General features: G+C 66.4%; 16 protein-coding genes and 1 rRNA gene. 12 read left to right on the top strand and 5 right to left on the bottom strand.

Annotated elements, in window-relative coordinates; translation table 11 throughout:
• Positions 1-87: ribosomal RNA gene (gene rrf, locus VD964_RS02205) — 5S ribosomal RNA — on the top strand; the annotation flags it as partial.
• A 112-nt stretch (positions 88-199) separates the two neighbouring features.
• On the opposite strand, the gene VD964_RS02210 is transcribed toward rrf, so the two are convergent.
• From VD964_RS02210 to VD964_RS02225, 4 genes are all read right to left on the bottom strand, one after another.
• On the bottom strand, positions 200-1,771 hold the full coding sequence (locus VD964_RS02210; RefSeq protein WP_324865097.1) for a GMC family oxidoreductase: 1,572 nt from the start codon (positions 1,769-1,771) through the stop codon (positions 200-202).
• A 61-nt stretch (positions 1,772-1,832) separates the two neighbouring features.
• The gene (locus VD964_RS02215) at positions 1,833-2,387 is read right to left on the bottom strand and encodes a twin-arginine translocation signal domain-containing protein (protein ID WP_324865099.1); all 555 of its coding nucleotides are present in this window, start codon (positions 2,385-2,387) and stop codon (positions 1,833-1,835) included.
• A 44-nt stretch (positions 2,388-2,431) separates the two neighbouring features.
• Positions 2,432-2,827 carry a VOC family protein gene (locus tag VD964_RS02220; RefSeq protein ID WP_324865101.1) on the bottom strand — a complete coding sequence of 132 codons (396 nt, stop codon included), beginning with the start codon at positions 2,825-2,827 and terminating at the stop codon, positions 2,432-2,434.
• Positions 2,828-2,859: 32 nt separating this feature from the next.
• The gene (locus VD964_RS02225) at positions 2,860-3,252 is read right to left on the bottom strand and encodes a c-type cytochrome (RefSeq protein WP_324865103.1); all 393 of its coding nucleotides are present in this window, start codon (positions 3,250-3,252) and stop codon (positions 2,860-2,862) included.
• A 374-nt stretch (positions 3,253-3,626) separates the two neighbouring features.
• Here VD964_RS02225 and VD964_RS02230 point away from each other — a divergent pair, with 374 nt between their 5' ends.
• The 7 genes from VD964_RS02230 to VD964_RS02260 all read left to right on the top strand — a co-directional run bounded on the left by VD964_RS02230 (position 3,627) and on the right by VD964_RS02260 (position 12,794).
• Entirely contained in the window at positions 3,627-5,435 is a 1,809-nt protein-coding gene (locus VD964_RS02230) for an aromatic/alkene/methane monooxygenase hydroxylase/oxygenase subunit alpha (RefSeq protein ID WP_324865105.1), read from the top strand.
• A gap of 119 nt (positions 5,436-5,554) precedes the next feature.
• Positions 5,555-6,613 carry an NADH:ubiquinone reductase (Na(+)-transporting) subunit F gene (locus VD964_RS02235; protein WP_324865107.1) on the top strand — a complete coding sequence of 353 codons (1,059 nt, stop codon included), beginning with the start codon at positions 5,555-5,557 and terminating at the stop codon, positions 6,611-6,613.
• A 32-nt stretch (positions 6,614-6,645) separates the two neighbouring features.
• The gene (locus VD964_RS02240; protein ID WP_324865109.1) at positions 6,646-7,785 is read left to right on the top strand and encodes an aromatic/alkene monooxygenase hydroxylase subunit beta; all 1,140 of its coding nucleotides are present in this window, start codon (positions 6,646-6,648) and stop codon (positions 7,783-7,785) included.
• Between the two features lie 36 nt (positions 7,786-7,821).
• Complete coding sequence (locus VD964_RS02245) at positions 7,822-8,178, top strand: MmoB/DmpM family protein (protein WP_085086548.1); 357 nt, start codon at positions 7,822-7,824, stop codon at positions 8,176-8,178.
• Positions 8,179-8,399: 221 nt separating this feature from the next.
• Complete coding sequence (locus tag VD964_RS02250; RefSeq protein WP_324865113.1) at positions 8,400-10,037, top strand: molecular chaperone GroEL; 1,638 nt, start codon at positions 8,400-8,402, stop codon at positions 10,035-10,037.
• A gap of 223 nt (positions 10,038-10,260) precedes the next feature.
• Complete coding sequence (locus VD964_RS02255; RefSeq protein ID WP_324865115.1) at positions 10,261-12,375, top strand: sigma-54-dependent Fis family transcriptional regulator; 2,115 nt, start codon at positions 10,261-10,263, stop codon at positions 12,373-12,375.
• Between the two features lie 47 nt (positions 12,376-12,422).
• Positions 12,423-12,794, top strand: coding sequence for a ribbon-helix-helix domain-containing protein (locus VD964_RS02260; protein WP_324865117.1), 372 nt, complete (start codon positions 12,423-12,425; stop codon positions 12,792-12,794).
• Positions 12,795-12,815: 21 nt separating this feature from the next.
• Here the strand turns inward: VD964_RS02260 and VD964_RS02265 are convergent, their stop codons facing one another.
• Positions 12,816-13,763 carry a LysR family transcriptional regulator gene (locus VD964_RS02265; RefSeq protein WP_324865119.1) on the bottom strand — a complete coding sequence of 316 codons (948 nt, stop codon included), beginning with the start codon at positions 13,761-13,763 and terminating at the stop codon, positions 12,816-12,818.
• 123 nt (positions 13,764-13,886) lie between these two features.
• Here VD964_RS02265 and VD964_RS02270 point away from each other — a divergent pair, with 123 nt between their 5' ends.
• Genes VD964_RS02270 through cbbX form a run of 4 tightly spaced genes read left to right on the top strand, consistent with a single transcriptional unit; the run spans position 13,887 to position 17,492 of the window.
• Positions 13,887-15,383, top strand: coding sequence for a form I ribulose bisphosphate carboxylase large subunit (locus VD964_RS02270; protein ID WP_324865121.1), 1,497 nt, complete (start codon positions 13,887-13,889; stop codon positions 15,381-15,383).
• Positions 15,384-15,398: 15 nt separating this feature from the next.
• A complete protein-coding gene (locus VD964_RS02275; RefSeq protein ID WP_324865123.1) occupies positions 15,399-15,839 on the top strand; it encodes a ribulose bisphosphate carboxylase small subunit in 441 nt (146 codons plus the stop codon).
• Entirely contained in the window at positions 15,829-16,551 is a 723-nt protein-coding gene (gene rpe / locus VD964_RS02280; RefSeq protein ID WP_324865125.1) for a ribulose-phosphate 3-epimerase, read from the top strand. Before VD964_RS02275 ends, rpe begins: the two co-directional genes overlap by 11 nt.
• Positions 16,548-17,492, top strand: a complete 945-nt coding sequence (cbbX, locus tag VD964_RS02285; protein ID WP_324865127.1) for a CbbX protein — start codon at positions 16,548-16,550, stop codon at positions 17,490-17,492. The genes rpe and cbbX overlap by 4 nt, the downstream gene beginning before the upstream one ends.
• The last annotated feature ends 22 nt before the right edge of the window (positions 17,493-17,514 follow it).

A 17,514-nucleotide genomic window follows, 5' to 3' on the forward strand; every position in this document is an offset into this window, starting at 1 on the left:
CCGATCCCATCCCGAACTCGGCCGTGAAAAGCCTCCGCGCCAATGGTACTGCGTCTTAAGACGTGGGAGAGTAGGTCGCCGCCAGGTCACTCAGGCTCAAGAGACGTCAAACCAAAGCATAAACGCTGGCATCCTCACGAACATCAGAAACGCCCCGGTTCATGCGAGCCGGGGCGTTTTGCTGTTTGGGCCGTCTTCTTCAGATCTCCCGCTTGGTCATCTGGTCGGCGATGTACTCCGCCTGCCTGATCGCCAGCGCGACGATGGTGAGGGTCGGGTTCTCCGATGCTCCGGTGGTGAACTGGCTGCCGTCCGAAACGAACAGGTTCTTGATGTCGTGCGCCTGTCCCCACTTGTTGACGACGCCGTCGCGGGCGTTGGCACTCATGCGGTTGGTGCCGAGATTGTGGGTGGACGGGTAGGGCGGCGTGTTGATGGTCCGGACCGCCCCAACCGCGTCATAAACCGCCGAGCCGCGCCCATAGGCATGGGTGCGCATGGCGATGTCGTTGGGGTGGTCGTCGAAATGCACGTTGGGAATGGGCAGGCCGAACTTGTCCTTCTCGGTCGCGTGCAGGCTGACGCGGTTGGTCTCGCGCGGCATGTCCTCCCCCACCAGCCACATGCCGGCGATATGATCGTAGGCATCCAGCGCCGAGCTGAAATCGCGGCCCCAGGCACCCGGATCAAGAAAGGCGGCCATGAAGGGCACGCCAAGCGACAGGGTTTCCATCTCGTAGCCGCCGACGAATCCGCGCCGCGGGTCGAAGCGCGATTCGTCCTTGATGATGCCGGCCATGGTAGTGCCGCGATACATGTGCACCGGCCGGTCGAACACCGCATAGACCGAACCGGTCATGTGGCGCATGTAGTTGCGTCCGACCTGACCGGAGGAGTTCGCCAGCCCGTCCGGGAACATCGTCGAGGCCGAATTCAGCAGCAGGCGCGGACTTTCGATCGAGTTGCCGGCCACCGCGACGATGCGGGCCTTCTGCCGCTGGATGGCGCCGGTGCCATCGGCATAGAGCACGGCATTGACCCGGCCCTTTGCGTCATGCTCGACCTTCAAGACCTGGGCGTTCGGCCGGACCTCCAGGTTGCCGGTGGCCTCTCCCTTGGGGATCTCGGTGTAGAGGGTGGACCATTTCGCACCCGATTTGCAGCCCTGGAAGCAGAAGCCGATCTGCTGGCAGGGGCCGCGGCCGTCGCGCGGCTTGCTGTTGATCGACATGTTGCCGGTGTGGAAGTCGGTGTAGCCCAGCTTTTTGGCGCCAGCCGCCAGAACCTTGTAATTGTTGTTGCCGGGCAGCCGCGGGATGCCGTTGGTGCCGGTCGTGCCCATCTTGAACTCGGCCTTGGCGTAGTAGGGCTCCATCTCCGCCAGCGTCACCGGCCAATCGAGCAGGTTGGCCCCCTCCACCTCGCCATAGGTCGTGCGTGCCTTGAACTCATGCTCCTGGAAGCGGAGCGAGGCGCCGGCCCAATGGACGGTGGAGCCGCCGACCGCCTTGACGATCCAGGCCGGCAGGTTGGGAAAGTCCTTCGCCACCCGCCAGGCCCCCGACGTGGTGCGCTTGTCGAGCCAGGAGATCTGCGAAAAGCTTTTCCATTCGTCGTTCACGAAATCCTGGATTTCGTGGCGCCCGCCGGCTTCCAGGCAGACGACCTTGATCCCCTTCTGGGCCAATTCGTTCGACAGCGTGCCGCCGCCGGCACCTGATCCGATCACCACCACGACGCTGTCGTCATCCATCGCGAATTTCGCAGCCATGTCTCGATCCTCCCCGTTACGGGCTTTTGTGGGTATTCATTGAGGCAGGTCGGCAGGAGCGTCAGGCGTCCTTGATCCAATCGAGATCGTCGAACCCGCGGTGGATGTAGCCGCCATATTCGGCCGACGCCCCTTCGTAGCCGAGCTTCGCCCACACCTCCGGCTGGTTGTAGAGGGCGACCACCATGTCGCCGCGGACCTTGCGGAAGAACGGGGTGGTTTCGATGGACTTCAGCACAGTGACGCGGTCCGCCTCCGCCGGAATGGCGGCGTAGGGGGCGTTGCGCAGCTTGCGCGCGGCGGTATCGAGTGCCACGGCGCCCTCATTGAGCTGGCCGGCCAACGTCGCGTCCTTGGCGGCTTCCTGGTCCATCGAGGCAAGCGCCTTCTCGTAATAGGCGTCGCCCAGCCGGTCGTGCGGATAGAGGTCGCGCACCATCACCAGAAGCGTTTTGGCAGCGTCCGGCTTGATGGCCGTCAGTGCGTCGGCCCAGGCCGGCGTTGCCGCGATCGACACGACACCGCTGGAGACCGCGCCCGCCGCCGCCACCGAAGCGGCCGAGGTTTTGAGGAAATTCCGCCGGTTGAACCGTGTCCGTTTGTCGAGAACGCGCATGATCGACGTCTCCTTCCCAAGTGGTTTGTTCTTGTCGTCAAAACTCAGCGATAGCGGCCGTGGCGTTGCAGGACCTCGGTCTTGTAGCCGTCCGGATCGGTGACGAAGAAAAAGCGGGCCAGCAGCGCGCCGCCGGGGGCGAACTCCTTCACCGGCGTTACCGGGAAGCCCAAGGCCGACAGCCGGGCGTGCTCCCGCTCCAGATCGTCCACCGCGACCGCCATGTGGCCATAGCCGTCGCCATGGGTGTAGGGAGTGGTGCGGTCGTGGTTGACGGTCAGCTCCAGCTCGAAATCGTTCTCAGCATTGCGCAGGTAGATCAGCGTGAAGCCGTCGAAGGCCAGCCGCTCGGCCGGCTCCAGCCCGAAGGCCTTCGCGTAGAAGTCCAGCGACCGCTGTTCGTCGATGACGCGCACCATCATGTGGATGATCTTGGCCATGATGCTTCCTGCGATGTCGTTGTGGGTCCGGGTCAGCGGGTGGCGCTGGTTTCCAGGAAATTGACGATGCTTTTGCGGACGCTGCCATCGTCCTGCCGGTAGTTCATGTAGCTGCCGGGGAGGAACGCGTTCGAATTCTCCAGCCAGCGTTCAAGATGGCCGGCGTCCCAGGCGAAGCCGGCGCCGCGCAACGCGTCGGAATATTCGAAGCCGGCCGCCGAGCCGGCTTTGCGGCCGATGACGCCAAACAGCGGCGGTCCGGCGCGCGGTCCATCATCCTTCTTCACCGTATGGCAGGCTCCGCATTGCTGCCGGAACAGCGCCTCTCCTTCCGCCGCCGCGGATTTCCGCGTAAAGGGCGAGAACGGTATGGACAGCAGGAGCAACAGCATCACCCAGCGGTGCGGCGACAGTTTCGCGTGCATCGCATGCCTCATCTTTTAAAATCCCTCCCGATGCGTGGGGTGGCGCCTGCGCTTTTCTTTGCCGGATCAGCCGGGCAGGTGGCCGGGGCGGCGCCGTTGACTGGGAAAAGCAAGCGTCATGCCATCTGGTGATCGGCTGTCGAAGGCTAGATGCTGGGGCGTTTTCCAAGAAGTTCGGCGGTATCGAGTGTCCCGACTGTTTCGTTTTGAGACACATGCCCGCGACAGATCGTCTCATGATGGGACAGTGGGCGCCACAAACATTCTTTAAAATTGGGTTGGCGTCGCCGCTTGGCGGCTTGGCACGGCGGTTGCTTAACAGCGTCGACGATGCAGCCGCCCCGGTTCGGCGGCCGCAAACGGCCTGAAACCAGATGATTTCCGATATCGCGCTGCCGGCTTCCCGCGGGCAGGTCGGCACGCCTCTGATCGCCATCGGCGAACGGCGCGATCCTTCAGGCCCGATCCTTGAGCCCGACCATCGGAACACCATCATCATAATCATGGGGAGAGACGACATGCCAGATGGATTGACGCTGAACAAGATCACCAGCCAGAAAGGCATCGGCATCACCGAGGCGGCGCGCCGCGTCGCCGATCTCGGCTGGACGCCGTCCTACGTCAAGGAGGCGATGGCCTTTCCGACCGACTACAAGATCTCCAAGGCGCCGCGCGACCCGATGAAGCAGGTCCTGCGCTCCTACTTCCCGATGCAGGAGGAGAAGGACAACCGCGTCTATGGCGCGCTGGACGCGGCGCTGCGCGGCGACATGTTCCGCAACGTCGAGCCGCGCTGGATCGAGTGGATGAAGCTCTTCCTGGCGATCATCCCCTTCCCGGAGATCTCTGCGGCGCGGTCGATGGCGACGCTGGGCCAGCTGGCGCCGGGCGACGACCTGCGCACCGGCTTCACCATGCAGATGATCGACGAGTTCCGGCACTCGACGATCCAGATGAACCTCAAGAAATGGTACATGGAGAACTACATCGACCCGGCCGGCTTCGACATCACCGAGAAGGCGTTCGGCAAATGCTACGCCACCACCATCGGCCGGCAGTTCGGTGAGGCCTTCCTGACCGGCGACGCCATCACCGCGTCGAACATCTACCTGCAGGTCGTGGCGGAGACCGCCTTCACCAACACGCTGTTCGTCGCCATGCCGTCGGAAGCGGCGCGCAACGGCGACTATGCCCTGCCAACGGTTTTCCTGTCGGTGCAGAGCGATGAGTCCCGCCACATAGGCAACGGCCATTCCATGCTGATGTCGGTGCTGAAGGAGCCGGACAACCATCTGCTGCTGGAACGCGACATCCGCTATTCCTTCTGGCAGAACCACATGATCGTCGACGCCGCCATCGGCACGATCATCGAATACGGCACCAAGAATCGCGACAAGAACAAGGAATCCTACGCCGAGCTGTGGCACCGCTGGATCTTCGAGGATTACTACCGCACCTACATGCTGCCGCTGGAGAAGTACGGCATCAAGATCCACCATGACGACGTTCACGAAGCCTTCGACAGCATCGTCAAGAAGAATTACGTCCACAAGATCGCCCAGTTCTTCTCGGCCGGCTGGTGGGCCAATTTCTGGCGCATCGAGGCGATGACCGAGCGCGACTTCGAGTGGTTCGAGAGCAAGTATCCGGGCTGGTATGACGAGTTCGGCGTCTGGTGGGAGAATTACGCCAAGCTCAGCAAACCCGGCAGCGTGCCGATCACCTTCGCCGACACCGGCTACGTCTATCCGCACCGCTGCTGGTCGAGCCTGGTGCCCTGCGTGATCCGCGAGGACTTCCAGGTCGACGAAGTGGATGGCGAGCTTTACACCTACGCCTCCGAGGTCGACCGCTGGACCCACAAGGAGGCCTTCGCCGCCGAATACCAGGGTCGCCCGACCCCGGCGATGGGCCGCTTCTCCGGCCGGCGCCAGTGGGAGGAGGTCTATGACGGCTGGGACCTCGCCGACGCCATCCAGGACATGGGCTTCGTCCGTCCCGACGGGAAGACGCTGGTCGCCCAGCCGCATCTGTCTTTCGAGGAGAAGGACATGTGGACGCTGGACCATGTGCGCGGCCACACCATCCGCAGCCCGCTGCTGGCGCTCCGCGAGATGACGCCGCAACAGCGGCAGGCGCATGTCGAGGAATACCGCAAGGGCTTCAAGATCCGCCGGGTCTGAGCCCCCCGCCCATTCACTCGGGCCTGCCCCCCTTTCCGTCCCCCCTTTCCGGGTGGAGAGGGGGGACGGGGTCCCCTGCGGACATCACAGGCGGACATCACCGCGGAGATCGACAGACCATGACCGCACAAGCGCTGCACAACAGTCCGGCCGTCCACACGGTGCGGCTGGAGCCGGTCGGCATCGAAATGGAGGTCGCGGAAGGGGAAACCATCCTCGACGCGGCCTTCCGCCAGGGCGTCTCGCTGATGCATGGCTGCAAGGAGGGGCAATGCTCTGCCTGCAAGTGCCTGCTGATCGACGGCGACGTGGAGATGCTGAAATACTCCACCTTCGCGCTCTCCGATCCGGAGCGCGACAGCAACCACATCCTGCTCTGCCGCTCGCTGGCCTACAGCGACGTGGCGGTGGAACTGCTGAACTATGACGAGGACCTGCTGTCCCGCTCCATCCCGGTGAAGGATTTCGCCGCCCGGCTGGCGGAGGTGGAGCCGCTGACCCACGACATCGTCGCCATCGCGTTGGAGTTGGACCAGCCGATGAAGTTCTGGGCCGGCCAGTATGCCGACATCACGCTGCCCGGCATCGGTCTCACCCGGTCCTTCTCGATGGGCAACCCGCCGGCCGATGGCAACCGGCTGGAGTTCATCATCAAGAAATATCCGGACGGCGCCTTTTCGCGCCAGCTCGACGGCGGCCTATCGGTCGGCGACCGGGTGACCGTCCGCGGTCCCTACGGCACCTGTTTCCGCCGCGAGGGGAGGGAAGGGCCGATGATCCTGGTCGGCGGCGGTTCGGGCATGGCGCCGCTGCTGTCGATCCTGCGCGATCAGGCCGCCAACGGCGAGACACGGCCGGTGCGCTTCTTCTATGGCGCCCGCAGCCGCCGGGACCTGTTCCACCTCGACCTGTTCGAGGAGTTCGCCCGCAGCCTGCCGGATTTCGCCTTCATCCCCGCCCTGTCCCATGCCGAAGAGGGCGACGGCTGGAACGGCGAGACCGGCTTCATCCACGAGGTGCTGCGCCGGCACCTGTCCGACATGGCGGAGGTGGAGGAGGCCGACGTCTTCTCCTGTGGGCCGCCGCCGATGATCGACGCGGTGCTGCCGGTCCTGCAGATGGCCGGCATCGATTCCGCACGCGTCTATTTCGACAAATTCACCCCCGCCACCCGCTGAGCCGGGATTTTGCAAATACGGGAGGAAAGACGATGACCATGCAGGAAACCGAAACCACAGCCACCTCTGCCGCCGCCGGAGCCAAAGTATTTCCGGGATCGGACAGCCGCCGCTACAATTACTTCGAGCCGAAGGGGCGCAAGGCGACCCATTACGAGGACGTGACGGTCGACGTCCAGCCCGATCCGGAGCGCTACCTGCTCCAGAACTGGATCATCTCCTTCGGCGACGGCACGCCCACATATTCCAAGGACTGGACCGCGCTGAAATGCACGGACTGGCACGGCTTCCGCGCGCCCGACCAGGAATGGGAGCGCACCCATTACCAGCGCCAGTCCACCATCGTCGGCATGATCCAGAACGTGGTGGACAACGCGCGGCGCGCCGGTGCGCCCCAGCGCTTCGACAAGGCCTGGGTCGCCGTGCTCCAGAACCATGTCGGTGCCTTCAAGCATGCCGAATATGGCTTGGGCACCGCGCTGATGCGGGCGCAGCGCTATGGCTACACCCAGATGGTCAACAACGCCATCCTGACCAACGCCTCCTACAAGCTGCGCTTCGCCCAGGATCTGACGCTCTATCTGGCGGAAGTGGGCAGCGACATCGGCGGCTTCGACCTCGACGCCGGCAAGGCGCACTGGCTGGACGACCCGATCTGGCAGCCCTGCCGCGAGGCGGTGGAGCATATCCGCGCCGCGACCGATTTCCTGGAGCAGTACTTCGCCGTCAACCTCGTCTTCGAACCGCTGGTCGGCGAGTTGTTCCGCAGCGGCTTCGTCATGCAGGTGGCCGCGGCGCAGAACGACTTCTCCACCCCGTCGGTCATCTCGGCGGCGGAGGCGGACTATGAACGGAACCTCGCCAACGCGGTGGAGTTGTTCGCCCTGCTGCTGCGGGACCCGGTCCATGGCGAGGACAACCGCACCATGCTGCAGAGCTGGTTCTCCCACCACGGCGGTCTGGCGGTGAAGGCGGCGTTGCAGTTGCAGCCGCTGTGGTCGCTGCCGCGGGTCAAGGCGGCGAGCTTCACGGACGCCTTCGAGCGGGCGCGCAACCGCGTCGCCGCCATCGGGCGCGAAATCGGCATCGACGCCGACCTGCCGGCCCTGCCGCCGGTCGAGGTCGGGCAGCCGGCCGCTGCGGCTGCCGTCACCGACGCTGCGGCCGAGTGATCCTTCCCGCATCTCCGCCACAAAAGGACGAAGACCATGAGCGTCACCACCGTGCAGCAGCTTTTCAAGCCGCTGAAGGACATCACCCAGGACGGCACCATCTCGCACCAGTGCGGCGTGACGATGAACGACAGCGTGGAGGCGCGCTGCATCGCCGAGGTGATGGAGAGCAAGCCCGGCATCACCGTCACCTACCTGCCGGCGATGATCCGCATCGACGGAGAAGGCAAGATCGAGTTCAAGATGAGCGAGATCGGCGAGGCTCTCGGCCGTGAGATGACCCCGCACATCTTCGAGATCTCCACCTCCACCCACTATGGCCGCATGGTCATGATCGACGAGGACACCGTCGTCCTCTTCGGCAACATGGATGACGCGCTCGCTTACGAGTGAAATCTCCCTCTCCCGCCTCTCGCACAAACTTCGTTTGTGCTGACGGCGTCAGGCGGACCTTTGGTCCGCCGAAAGCGGGGAGAGGGTCGGGGTGAGGGGGATGCATCGCGTGGCTATTTCGAAAATCCTCGCCGCGCATCCCCCTCACCCTAACCCTCTCCCCGGGGGGAGAGGGAATCCTTTTCAAATCCACAAAACCAAGAATGGGAGGGAACGAGACGATGCCGAAGATGATGCTGCACCGTGCCGAGGCGCGGGCTGCGCTTGCCCGTGGGGTGGGCAAGCTGGCCCTGGCGGTGCGCGGCACGCTGGGGCCGAAGGGGACGAACGCGATCATCGACCGCCCCATCGGCACGCCGATGATCTCCCGCGACGGCGTCAGCATCGCCGCCGAGATCGAGCTGCCCTGCCGCTTCGAGAATATGGGCGCCCAGGTGGTGCGCGAGGTGTCGAAGCAGACCAATGACGTGGCCGGCGACGGCACCACCACCGCCACCGTGTTGGCCGACGCGCTGATCCAGGATGGCGTTGCCGTGCTGGCGGACGGCCATGGTTCCGTAGAGTTGGTGGAGGGGATGGAGCGCGCCTGCGGCTTCGTGGTCGACCGGCTGCGCGGCATGGCCCGGCCGCTGGCGGGCGATGCGCAGTTGGAGCAGGTGGCGACGGTCGCGGCGACCGATCCGGCACTCGGCCGGCTGGTGGCGGACGCCCTGCGCCGGGTGGGGACGGAGGGAGTGATCGACATCGAATACGGCCAGCCGGGCGCGCCGACCGCGCTGCATGTGCTGGAGGGCATGGTGCTGGACCGCGGATTCCTGTCGCACCACATGGCGACCGAACCGACCGGCCAGGCTGCGGTACTGGAACGGCCCCGAATCCTGATGACCGACCACAAGATCACCGATCCGGAGCCGCTCCTGCGCCTGATCGACCGCATCGCCGACAAGCGCCCGCTGCTGGTCGTCGCCGACAGTGTGGCGCCGGAGGTGGTGGCGGCGCTGATGGGGTTGCGCCGGGATGGCCGCGCCACGGTGGTGGCGATCAACCCGCCGGAATTCGGCCATTGGCGTCAGGCGATGATGGAGGATATCGCGATCCTGACCGGCGGGCGCGTGATCGCCCGTGACCTCGGCGGGCGCCTCGACAGCGTGACGGCGGACGATCTGGGGGGTGCCGACCGCATCGAGGTGTCCGCCGGCCGCACCACCCTGCTGCGCGGCCATGGCGATCCGGACGCGCTGGCCGCCCGCCGCGCGCTGGTGCAGCGACAGTGGGAGGAGGCGCCGCCCAACATCGAGCGGGACAAGCTGTCCCAGCGGTTGGCGAAGCTCACGCACGGCACTGCCCTGATCGAGGTCGGCGGCGCCACGCCGGTGGAACAGAAGCGCACGGCCCAGCTCCTGGAGGATTCGCTCGCCGCCGCCCGTGCCGCGCTGGCCGACGGGGTGCTGCCCGGCGGCGGCACCGCGCTGGCCCGCATCGCCCCGCTGCTCGACCGGCTGGCAGAGGATGTCGGGGAGGGCGAGCGAGCAGGGATACGGCTGGTGCAGCGGGCGATGCTGCAGCCCCTGGTCTGCATCGCGGAGAATGGCGGACTGGACGGGGCCGGCATCGCCGCGCGCCTCGCAGAGCTTCCCGACGGCACCGGGTTCGATGCGCGCACCGGCCGGTTCGGCGACCTGTTCGCCGCCGGCATCATCGACCCGGCCAAGGTCACCACGCTGGCCCTGGTGAACGCGGTGTCGGTCGCCAAGCTGGTCCTGACCACCCACACCCTGGTCGCCGACATCCCCGACGACGTCGATCCCACCGCTGGCCCTGCCCGCGGCGGCGGGATGGAGCGCTACGGGCGCGCCTGAACCGGGTCCGGCGGCAGGAAACCTCCACCTTCGGGGAAAGGGGCTGGGAAAAAAGCCATAGAGTATTCCGCTACTACCGCTCCCGCTTCGGTTCGGCTTATGGTTTCTTATACCAACAATACAGAATGCGGAGGATCGGGGGCGGTCCTCCGCATCCGGACCGAAGGACAATCGGCGCACGGACAATAAACAGCAAAAGACGCCGGGAAGCAGGGAGGGGACAGTGTTGGCCAATGAAGAGGTCGCCATCGGCCGTTCGGCCGTTGCGTCATCCGGTCCGGCGTTCCATGCGCTGGCCCATGGCGAATTGACTGGCGAACGGGCGACGATGAAGGCGTGGGAGGACTTCGTTTCCGGATCGCGGCAGGAAAATCTGCCGGTCCGCGACGTGGTCATCCGGTCCTGGGCGCGGTGCCAGAGCTTTCTGGTCGATGCGCGGGCGGATGCGGCGCCGGTGGTCGGCGCCGACCATGTCGAAGCCCTGAGGCGGGAGAATCGCGAACTCCTGCAGGCCGCGGCCACCACGCTGGCGGAGGCGGCGGACCTTCTGGCCGGGACGCGGACGGTGATGCTGATCACCGATGCCAACGGCGTGGTGCTGGAGGCGGCGGGCGACCGGGCGACGCTGAACGCGGCACGCGACATCAGCCTGGGCTGCGGCGGCCATTGGAGCGAGAGCTGCGCCGGGACCAACGGCATCGGCACGGCGCTGGCGTCCAAGACGCCGGTGCTGGTCCAGGCGGCCGAGCATTACTGTGCCGGCATCAAGGGGTGGAGTTGCGCCGGGGCGCCGATCCATGATCCGCTGGACGGGTCGGTCGTCGGGCTGCTCGACATCTCCGGACTGAAGCAGGGATTCAGCGCCCAGGCACTGGCGCTGGCGGTGGTCGCCGCCCGGCAGGTGGAATGGAACCTCGCCCGCCAGACCGAGGCGGAGCATGTCCGTCTGCTGGAAGCCTGCCTGGAGGACAGCCAGAAATATGCGGGCGAGGGGCTGATCGCACTGGATGCGCGTGGCCGCCTGCTCTACGCCAGCCGCAAGGCGGCGCATCTGCTGAAGGCCAGCCTCGGGTCGGACCTGCCTCAGCTCAGCCGCGGTACGAGGCTGCCCATCGTCGGGATCGCCGATATGGCGTCGGGCAAGCCGGCGGAGAGCCATCAATCGGGTGGCCATCTGCCCGTGCCGGCCGACTGGGTCCGGCCACTGATGCTGGACGGCGAGCGGCGCGGCACTTTGCTGGTCATCCCCCGCGCAGCCTCCTGCCGCCTGCCCGCCGGCCGCCGCGCGGCGTCCGACGAGACCGACCATGCACGGTCGCGCTTCGGCGACATCGTCGGGGCCAGCGACAGCCTGCGCGCGGTGATCGGCCAGGGGGAGCGGCTGGCGCCGCTGCCGGTTCCCATCCTGATCGAGGGGGAGACCGGCGTCGGCAAGGAACTGTTCGCGCGTGCCGTCCACGGCCACAGCACCGTGGCCAGCGGACCGTTCATTCCCTTCAATTGCGGGGCCGTGTCGCGCGAGATGCTGGGCAGCGAGCTGTTCGGCTATGTGCGCGGCGCCTTCACCGGGGCGGCGGCGGAGGGGCGGACCGGCCGTTTCGAACTGGCCGACGGCGGCACGCTGTGCCTGGACGAGGTCGGCGAACTGCCGCTCGACCTGCAGCCCTATCTGCTGCGGGTGCTGGAGGAAGGGGTATTGTACCGCATCGGCGACAGCACGCCGCGCCGGGTGTCGGTCCGGCTGCTCGCCATGACCAACCGCAACCTGCGCCATGAGGTGGCCGCCGGCCGGTTCCGCCGGGACCTGTATCATCGCCTCGCCGTCACCGCCCTGCGGGTGCCGCCCTTGCGGGAGCGGCAGGGCGATGTGCCGCGCCTGATCGCCCATTTCAACGACCTGCTGGCCGACCGGCATGGGCGCGACCCGGTCCGCTTCACGGCAGCGGCGCTGGAGCGGCTGCACCGCTATGACTGGCCGGGCAATGTCCGGGAACTGAGGAATCTGGTGGAACGCGCGGTCCTGCTGTCCACCGGCGGAATGGTCGACGTGAGCGATCTTCCCGAAGAGCTCCGGGACGGCTGCGGCGGCATGGCCGCGGAGGGTTGGCCCCTGCCGGGTCCGCCGATGCCGATGCCTGTGTCTCCCGACCCGTCGGCCATGTCCCTGACGGTGACGGAGCAGCGCACCATCGAGGACGTGATCGCCGCCACCGGCGGGAACCTGTCGGATGCCGCCGCAGTGCTGGGCATCTCCCGCAGCACCCTGTACCGCAAGCTGAGCCAGCACGGCATCCGGCGCGAGGCTATCGGGAAAGGGATGGGCGCCGCCCGTGCCTGATTTCGTCTGCCGCAGGACAGCATAACCGCTCCAGGGAGGGCCGGTGCATGTGCCAGATCTTCGTCAACACCGACCCCATCCTGTACGAGGCCCGATCCCGCTCGGTCCGCATCCATGGCATGGTGACCAGCATCCGGCTGGAGAACCTGTTCTGGAATGTCCTCGCCGACATCGCGGCGGAGCAGGGGACCACCACGAACCGCCTGATCGTCACCCTGTATGACGAGGTCGTGGAGGTCCATGGCGCGGTTCAGAATCTCGCCTCCTTCCTGCGTGTCAGTTGCGTGCGCTATCTGACCATGGCTCCCGGCACTGTTTCCGAGGCCGGCGGGCAGGCGAAGGGCGTGGTTCCCGTATCGGAGAGCGGTGCGTCCGTTCTTGCCTTCCAGCGGGATCGCCGGCTGTCGGACGATGCGTGACGGTGCGGTCGGGAAGCAAGGTCAGCTGCCGGCCGCAAGCGCCCGGTGGCCGGCCTGGATGCTGTCGATGATCGCCTGCCCACGCTCCAGCAGGTAGCCGCGCAGCTGCGCGTGCACCGGCAGCAGCGGCAGGCTGCGGCGGTGGGCGATGTACCAGGATCGCATCAGCGGCAGCCCCTCCACCTTCAACTCCCGCAGCATGCCCAAGGCCAGTTCCAGGTCCACGGTGTGGCGCGACAGCAGGGCGACGCCGATGCCGGCCATGACCGCCTGCTTGATCGTCTCGTTACTGCTGGAGGTCATGACGATGCGCGGCGAGAAGCCCTGTCCGTGAAAATAGGCGTCGGTCAGCGCCCGCGTGCCGGCCCCTTCCTCCCGCGCGATGAAGCCGCTGTCAGCCAGATCGGACAGGCGCAGGGACGGGGCGTCGGCCTGGGGATGGGGCGGCGCGCAGATGATGATGCTGGGATGGCGGGCGAAGGGGTCGGCCAGCAGTTCATCCTCGTCCAGCGGGCGGCCCATGATGGCGAGATCGACCTCGCCCTTGGCGACCATCGCATTGACCTCCCGCCGGTTGCCGTCCTGGAGATGGATCGACACGCCCGGCCGCTCCGCCTGGAAACGGGAGACCATATGCGGGGCGATGTATTTGGCGGTGCTGACCAGCCCGATGGTGACGTTGCCGCCGGTCACCCCCTTCAGCGCCTGCATCCGCCGGTCGGCATTGTCCAGCGCCTGGAGAATCAGCGTCGCATGCTCCAGCAGGTCGCGCCCCGCCTCCGTCAGCACGACGCCACGGCCGACCCGCTCGAACAGCGGAAACCCGCAATGCCCCTCGACCTGCTTGATCTGGAACGAGACCGCGCCGGGCGTCAGGCCGAACTGCTCCGCCACGCGGGCGAAGGACAGACTGCGGGCGGCGGCGGTGAAGATCTGCAGCTGGCGCAGCGTGGCATGCTGGATGGTCATCGGTCGGCCCATTCATCAGGAATCCCTATTCATACTGTGCTGTGTATTTGAATTTTCCTCAATAGTACGTGGAGCTAACGTTTTCAGCGGAACGAACCGAACGCCACCGGCGAGGTGAAGACGATGAACTACGTATCGACGACGCTCCCTACGGATCAGAAGGCCGCCGAGGGGGTGGTCAGCGACCCGAAGGCCCGCTACCGGCCGGGCGTGCTGAAATACCGCCAGATGGGCTATTGGGAGCCCGACTACGAACCGAAGGACACCGACGTGCTCGCCGTCTTCCGCATCACGCCGCAGGATGGCGTCGACCCGGAGGAAGCGGCGGCGGCGGTCGCCGGCGAAAGCTCCACCGCCACCTGGACCGTGGTGTGGACCGACCGCCTGACCGATTGCGAGCGCTATCGCGCCAAGGCTTTCCGCGTCGATCCGGTGCCCGGCACGCCGGGGCAGTATTTCGCCTACATCGCCTATGAACTCGACCTGTTCGAGGAAGGGTCGATCGCCAACCTCACCGCATCGATCATCGGCAACGTCTTCGGCTTCAAGCCGCTGAAGGGGCTGCGGCTGGAGGACATGCGGATCCCCGTCGCCTATCTGAAGACCTTTCAGGGGCCGGCGACCGGCATCGTGGTGGAGCGCGAGCGGCTGAACAATTTCGGCCGGCCGCTGCTGGGCGCCACCATGAAGCCGAAGCTGGGGCTTTCCGGCCGCAACTATGGCCGCGTGGTGTACGAGGCGCTGAAGGGCGGGCTCGACTTCACCAAGGACGACGAGAACATCAACTCGCAGCCCTTCATGCATTGGCGCGACCGCTTCCTCTACTGCATGGAGGGGGTGAACCGCGCCGTCGCCGAGACCGGCGAGGTCAAGGGCACCTATCTGAACGTCACCGGCGCCACCATGGAGGACATGTATGAGCGCGCCGAGTTCGCCAAGGAATTGGGCAGCGTCATCATCATGATCGATCTGGTGATCGGCTACACCGCCATCCAGTCGATGGCGAAATGGGCGCGGCGCAACGACATGATCCTTCACCTGCACCGTGCCGGCCATTCCACTTACACCCGGCAGAAGAGCCACGGCGTGTCCTTCCGCGTCATCGCCAAGTGGATGCGCATGGCCGGCGTCGACCACATCCATGCCGGCACCGTCGTGGGCAAGCTGGAAGGCGATCCCAACGTGATCCGCGGCATCTACGACACCTGCCGCGAGACCCATGTCCCGCAGAACCTGCAGCACGGCATCTTCTTCGACCAGCCCTGGGCCGGTCTGAAGCGGGTGATGCCGGTGGCGTCCGGCGGCATCCATGCCGGGCAGATGCACCAGCTGCTCACATATCTGGGCGAGGACGTGATCCTGCAGTTCGGCGGCGGCACCATCGGCCACCCGGACGGCATCCAGGCCGGCGCCACCGCCAACCGTGTCGCGCTGGAAGTGATGGTCAAGGCCCGCAACGAGGGCCGCGACATCTGGAGCGAGGGGCCGGAAATCCTGCGCGATGCCGCCCGCTGGTGCGCCCCGCTGCGCGCCGCGCTCGACACCTGGAAGGACGTGACCTTCGACTACGCCTCCACCGACAGCGTCGATTACGTTCCCACCCCCACCGCGGCGATGTGAGAAGGAGAGTTTTCCATGCGATTGACACAGGGTCAGTTCTCCTTCCTGCCGGATTTGACGGACGAGGAGATCACCAAACAGGTGCAATACGCCCTCGACCAGGGCTGGGCCGTGGCGGTGGAGTTCACCGACGATCCGCACCCGCGCAACAGCTATTGGACGATGTGGGGCAACCCCATGTTCGACCTGCGCGACGCCAAGGGCGTGATGATGGAGATCGACGCCTGCCGCACCGCCCACCCCGACCAGTATGTGAAGGTTCTCGCCTTCGACAGCTCCCACGGGTTCGAGACGGTGCGCATGTCCTACCTGATCAACCGCCCGGCGGTGGAGCCCGGCTTCGAGCTGCTGCGCTCCGAAGGGCCGGGGCGGCGCATCGGCTACACGGTGCGCAGCTATGCCACCGGCCGTCCGCCGGGCGAGCGCTATGGCGGGGAGGTCCGTCATGGAGCGTAACCTAGGGAACGGCAATCTCCTCGCCCCCTCCCTCCTGTCCGCCGACTTCGCCCGGCTGGGCGAGGAGGTGGAGCGGGTGGTGGAGGCCGGATGCGAGGTCGTCCATGTCGACGTGATGGACAACCATTACGTCCCGAACCTGACCATCGGCCCGCTGGTCTGCGCCGCCATCCGCCCGCGCACCCGCGCCGTCATCGACGTCCATCTGATGGTGCGGCCGGTCGATGCGCTGGTGCCGGCATTCGCCAAGGCCGGGGCCGACATCATCAGCTTCCACCCCGAGGCGTCGGACCATCCCGACCGTACCCTTGCGCTGATCCGCGAGCAGGGCTGCCGCGCCGGGCTGGCGCTGAACCCGGCGACGCCTCTGGCCCATCTCGATCATGTGATGGACCGGCTGGACCTGATCCTCGTCATGTCGGTCAACCCCGGCTTCGGCGGCCAGTCCTTCATCCCCTCCGCGTTCGAGAAGATCGCCGAAATCCGCCGCCGCATCGACCGCCACCGCGAGCGCACCGGCCGCGACATCCGGCTGGAGGTGGATGGCGGCATCAAGCCCGACAACATCCGCGCCGTCGCCGATGCCGGGGCCGACGTCTTCGTCGCCGGCTCTGCCATCTTCGGCGCTGCTGACGCCGACGGCGGCTATCGCGGGGTGGTCGGGCGGATGCGCGCCGCCCTGATGAGGGAACCGGAATGGAGGGCGGCATGAGCGGGGCGGCCGACCTTCTCGATCCGGAAACCGCCCCGAAAACCGCCCCGGAAACCCGAAACCAGCCGCCCGACGCTCCCTCCGTCGATCTCGACGCGCTTTACCGCGAGTCCGGCATCGGCGAAATGCTGGCGGGGATGGACCGCGAACTGGTCGGGCTGATGCCGGTGAAGACCCGTATCCGCGAGATCGCCGCCCTGCTGCTGGTGGAGCGGGCACGGCGCAGCATCGGCCTCCGGGCGGAACCGCCGTCGCTGCACATGTGCTTCACCGGCAATCCCGGCACCGGCAAGACGACGGTGGCTCGCCGCATGGCCGGGCTTCTCCATGGGCTGGGCTATATCCGCCGCGACCATGTGGTCAGCGTCACCCGCGACGATCTGGTCGGCCAATATATCGGCCACACCGCGCCGAAGACGAAGGAGGTCCTGAAGCGCGCCATGGGCGGCGTGCTGTTCATCGACGAGGCCTATTACCTCTACCGGCCGGAGAACGAGCGCGATTACGGCCAGGAAGCCATCGAAATCATGCTCCAGGTGATGGAGGACAACCGCGACGATCTGGTCGTGATCCTCGCCGGCTATCGCGACCGCATGGAGGTCTTCTTCCGCTCCAATCCCGGCATGGCGTCGCGCATCGCCCATCATGTCGACTTCCCCGACTACGAGGCCGGCGAACTGCTGGAGATCGCCCGGCTGATGACGGAGGGCATGCAGTACCGCATGGCCCCGGAAGCCGAGCGGGCGATGGGCGACTACATCCTCCGCCGCATGGCCCAGCCGCGCTTTGCCAACGCCCGCTCCATCCGCAACGCGCTGGACCGTGCCCGCCTGCGTCAGGCCAACCGCCTGTTCGAGGCACGCGGCAGCGCCATCGCCGCCGCCGACCTGCTGACCATCGCCGAGGAGGACATCCGCCAAAGCCGCGTCTTCACACAATAGGCCGGCAACAAGCCGGCCGGAC

It is taken from the genome of Azospirillum sp., assembly GCF_035628975.1.
Lineage (GTDB): Bacteria > Pseudomonadota > Alphaproteobacteria > Azospirillales > Azospirillaceae > Azospirillum.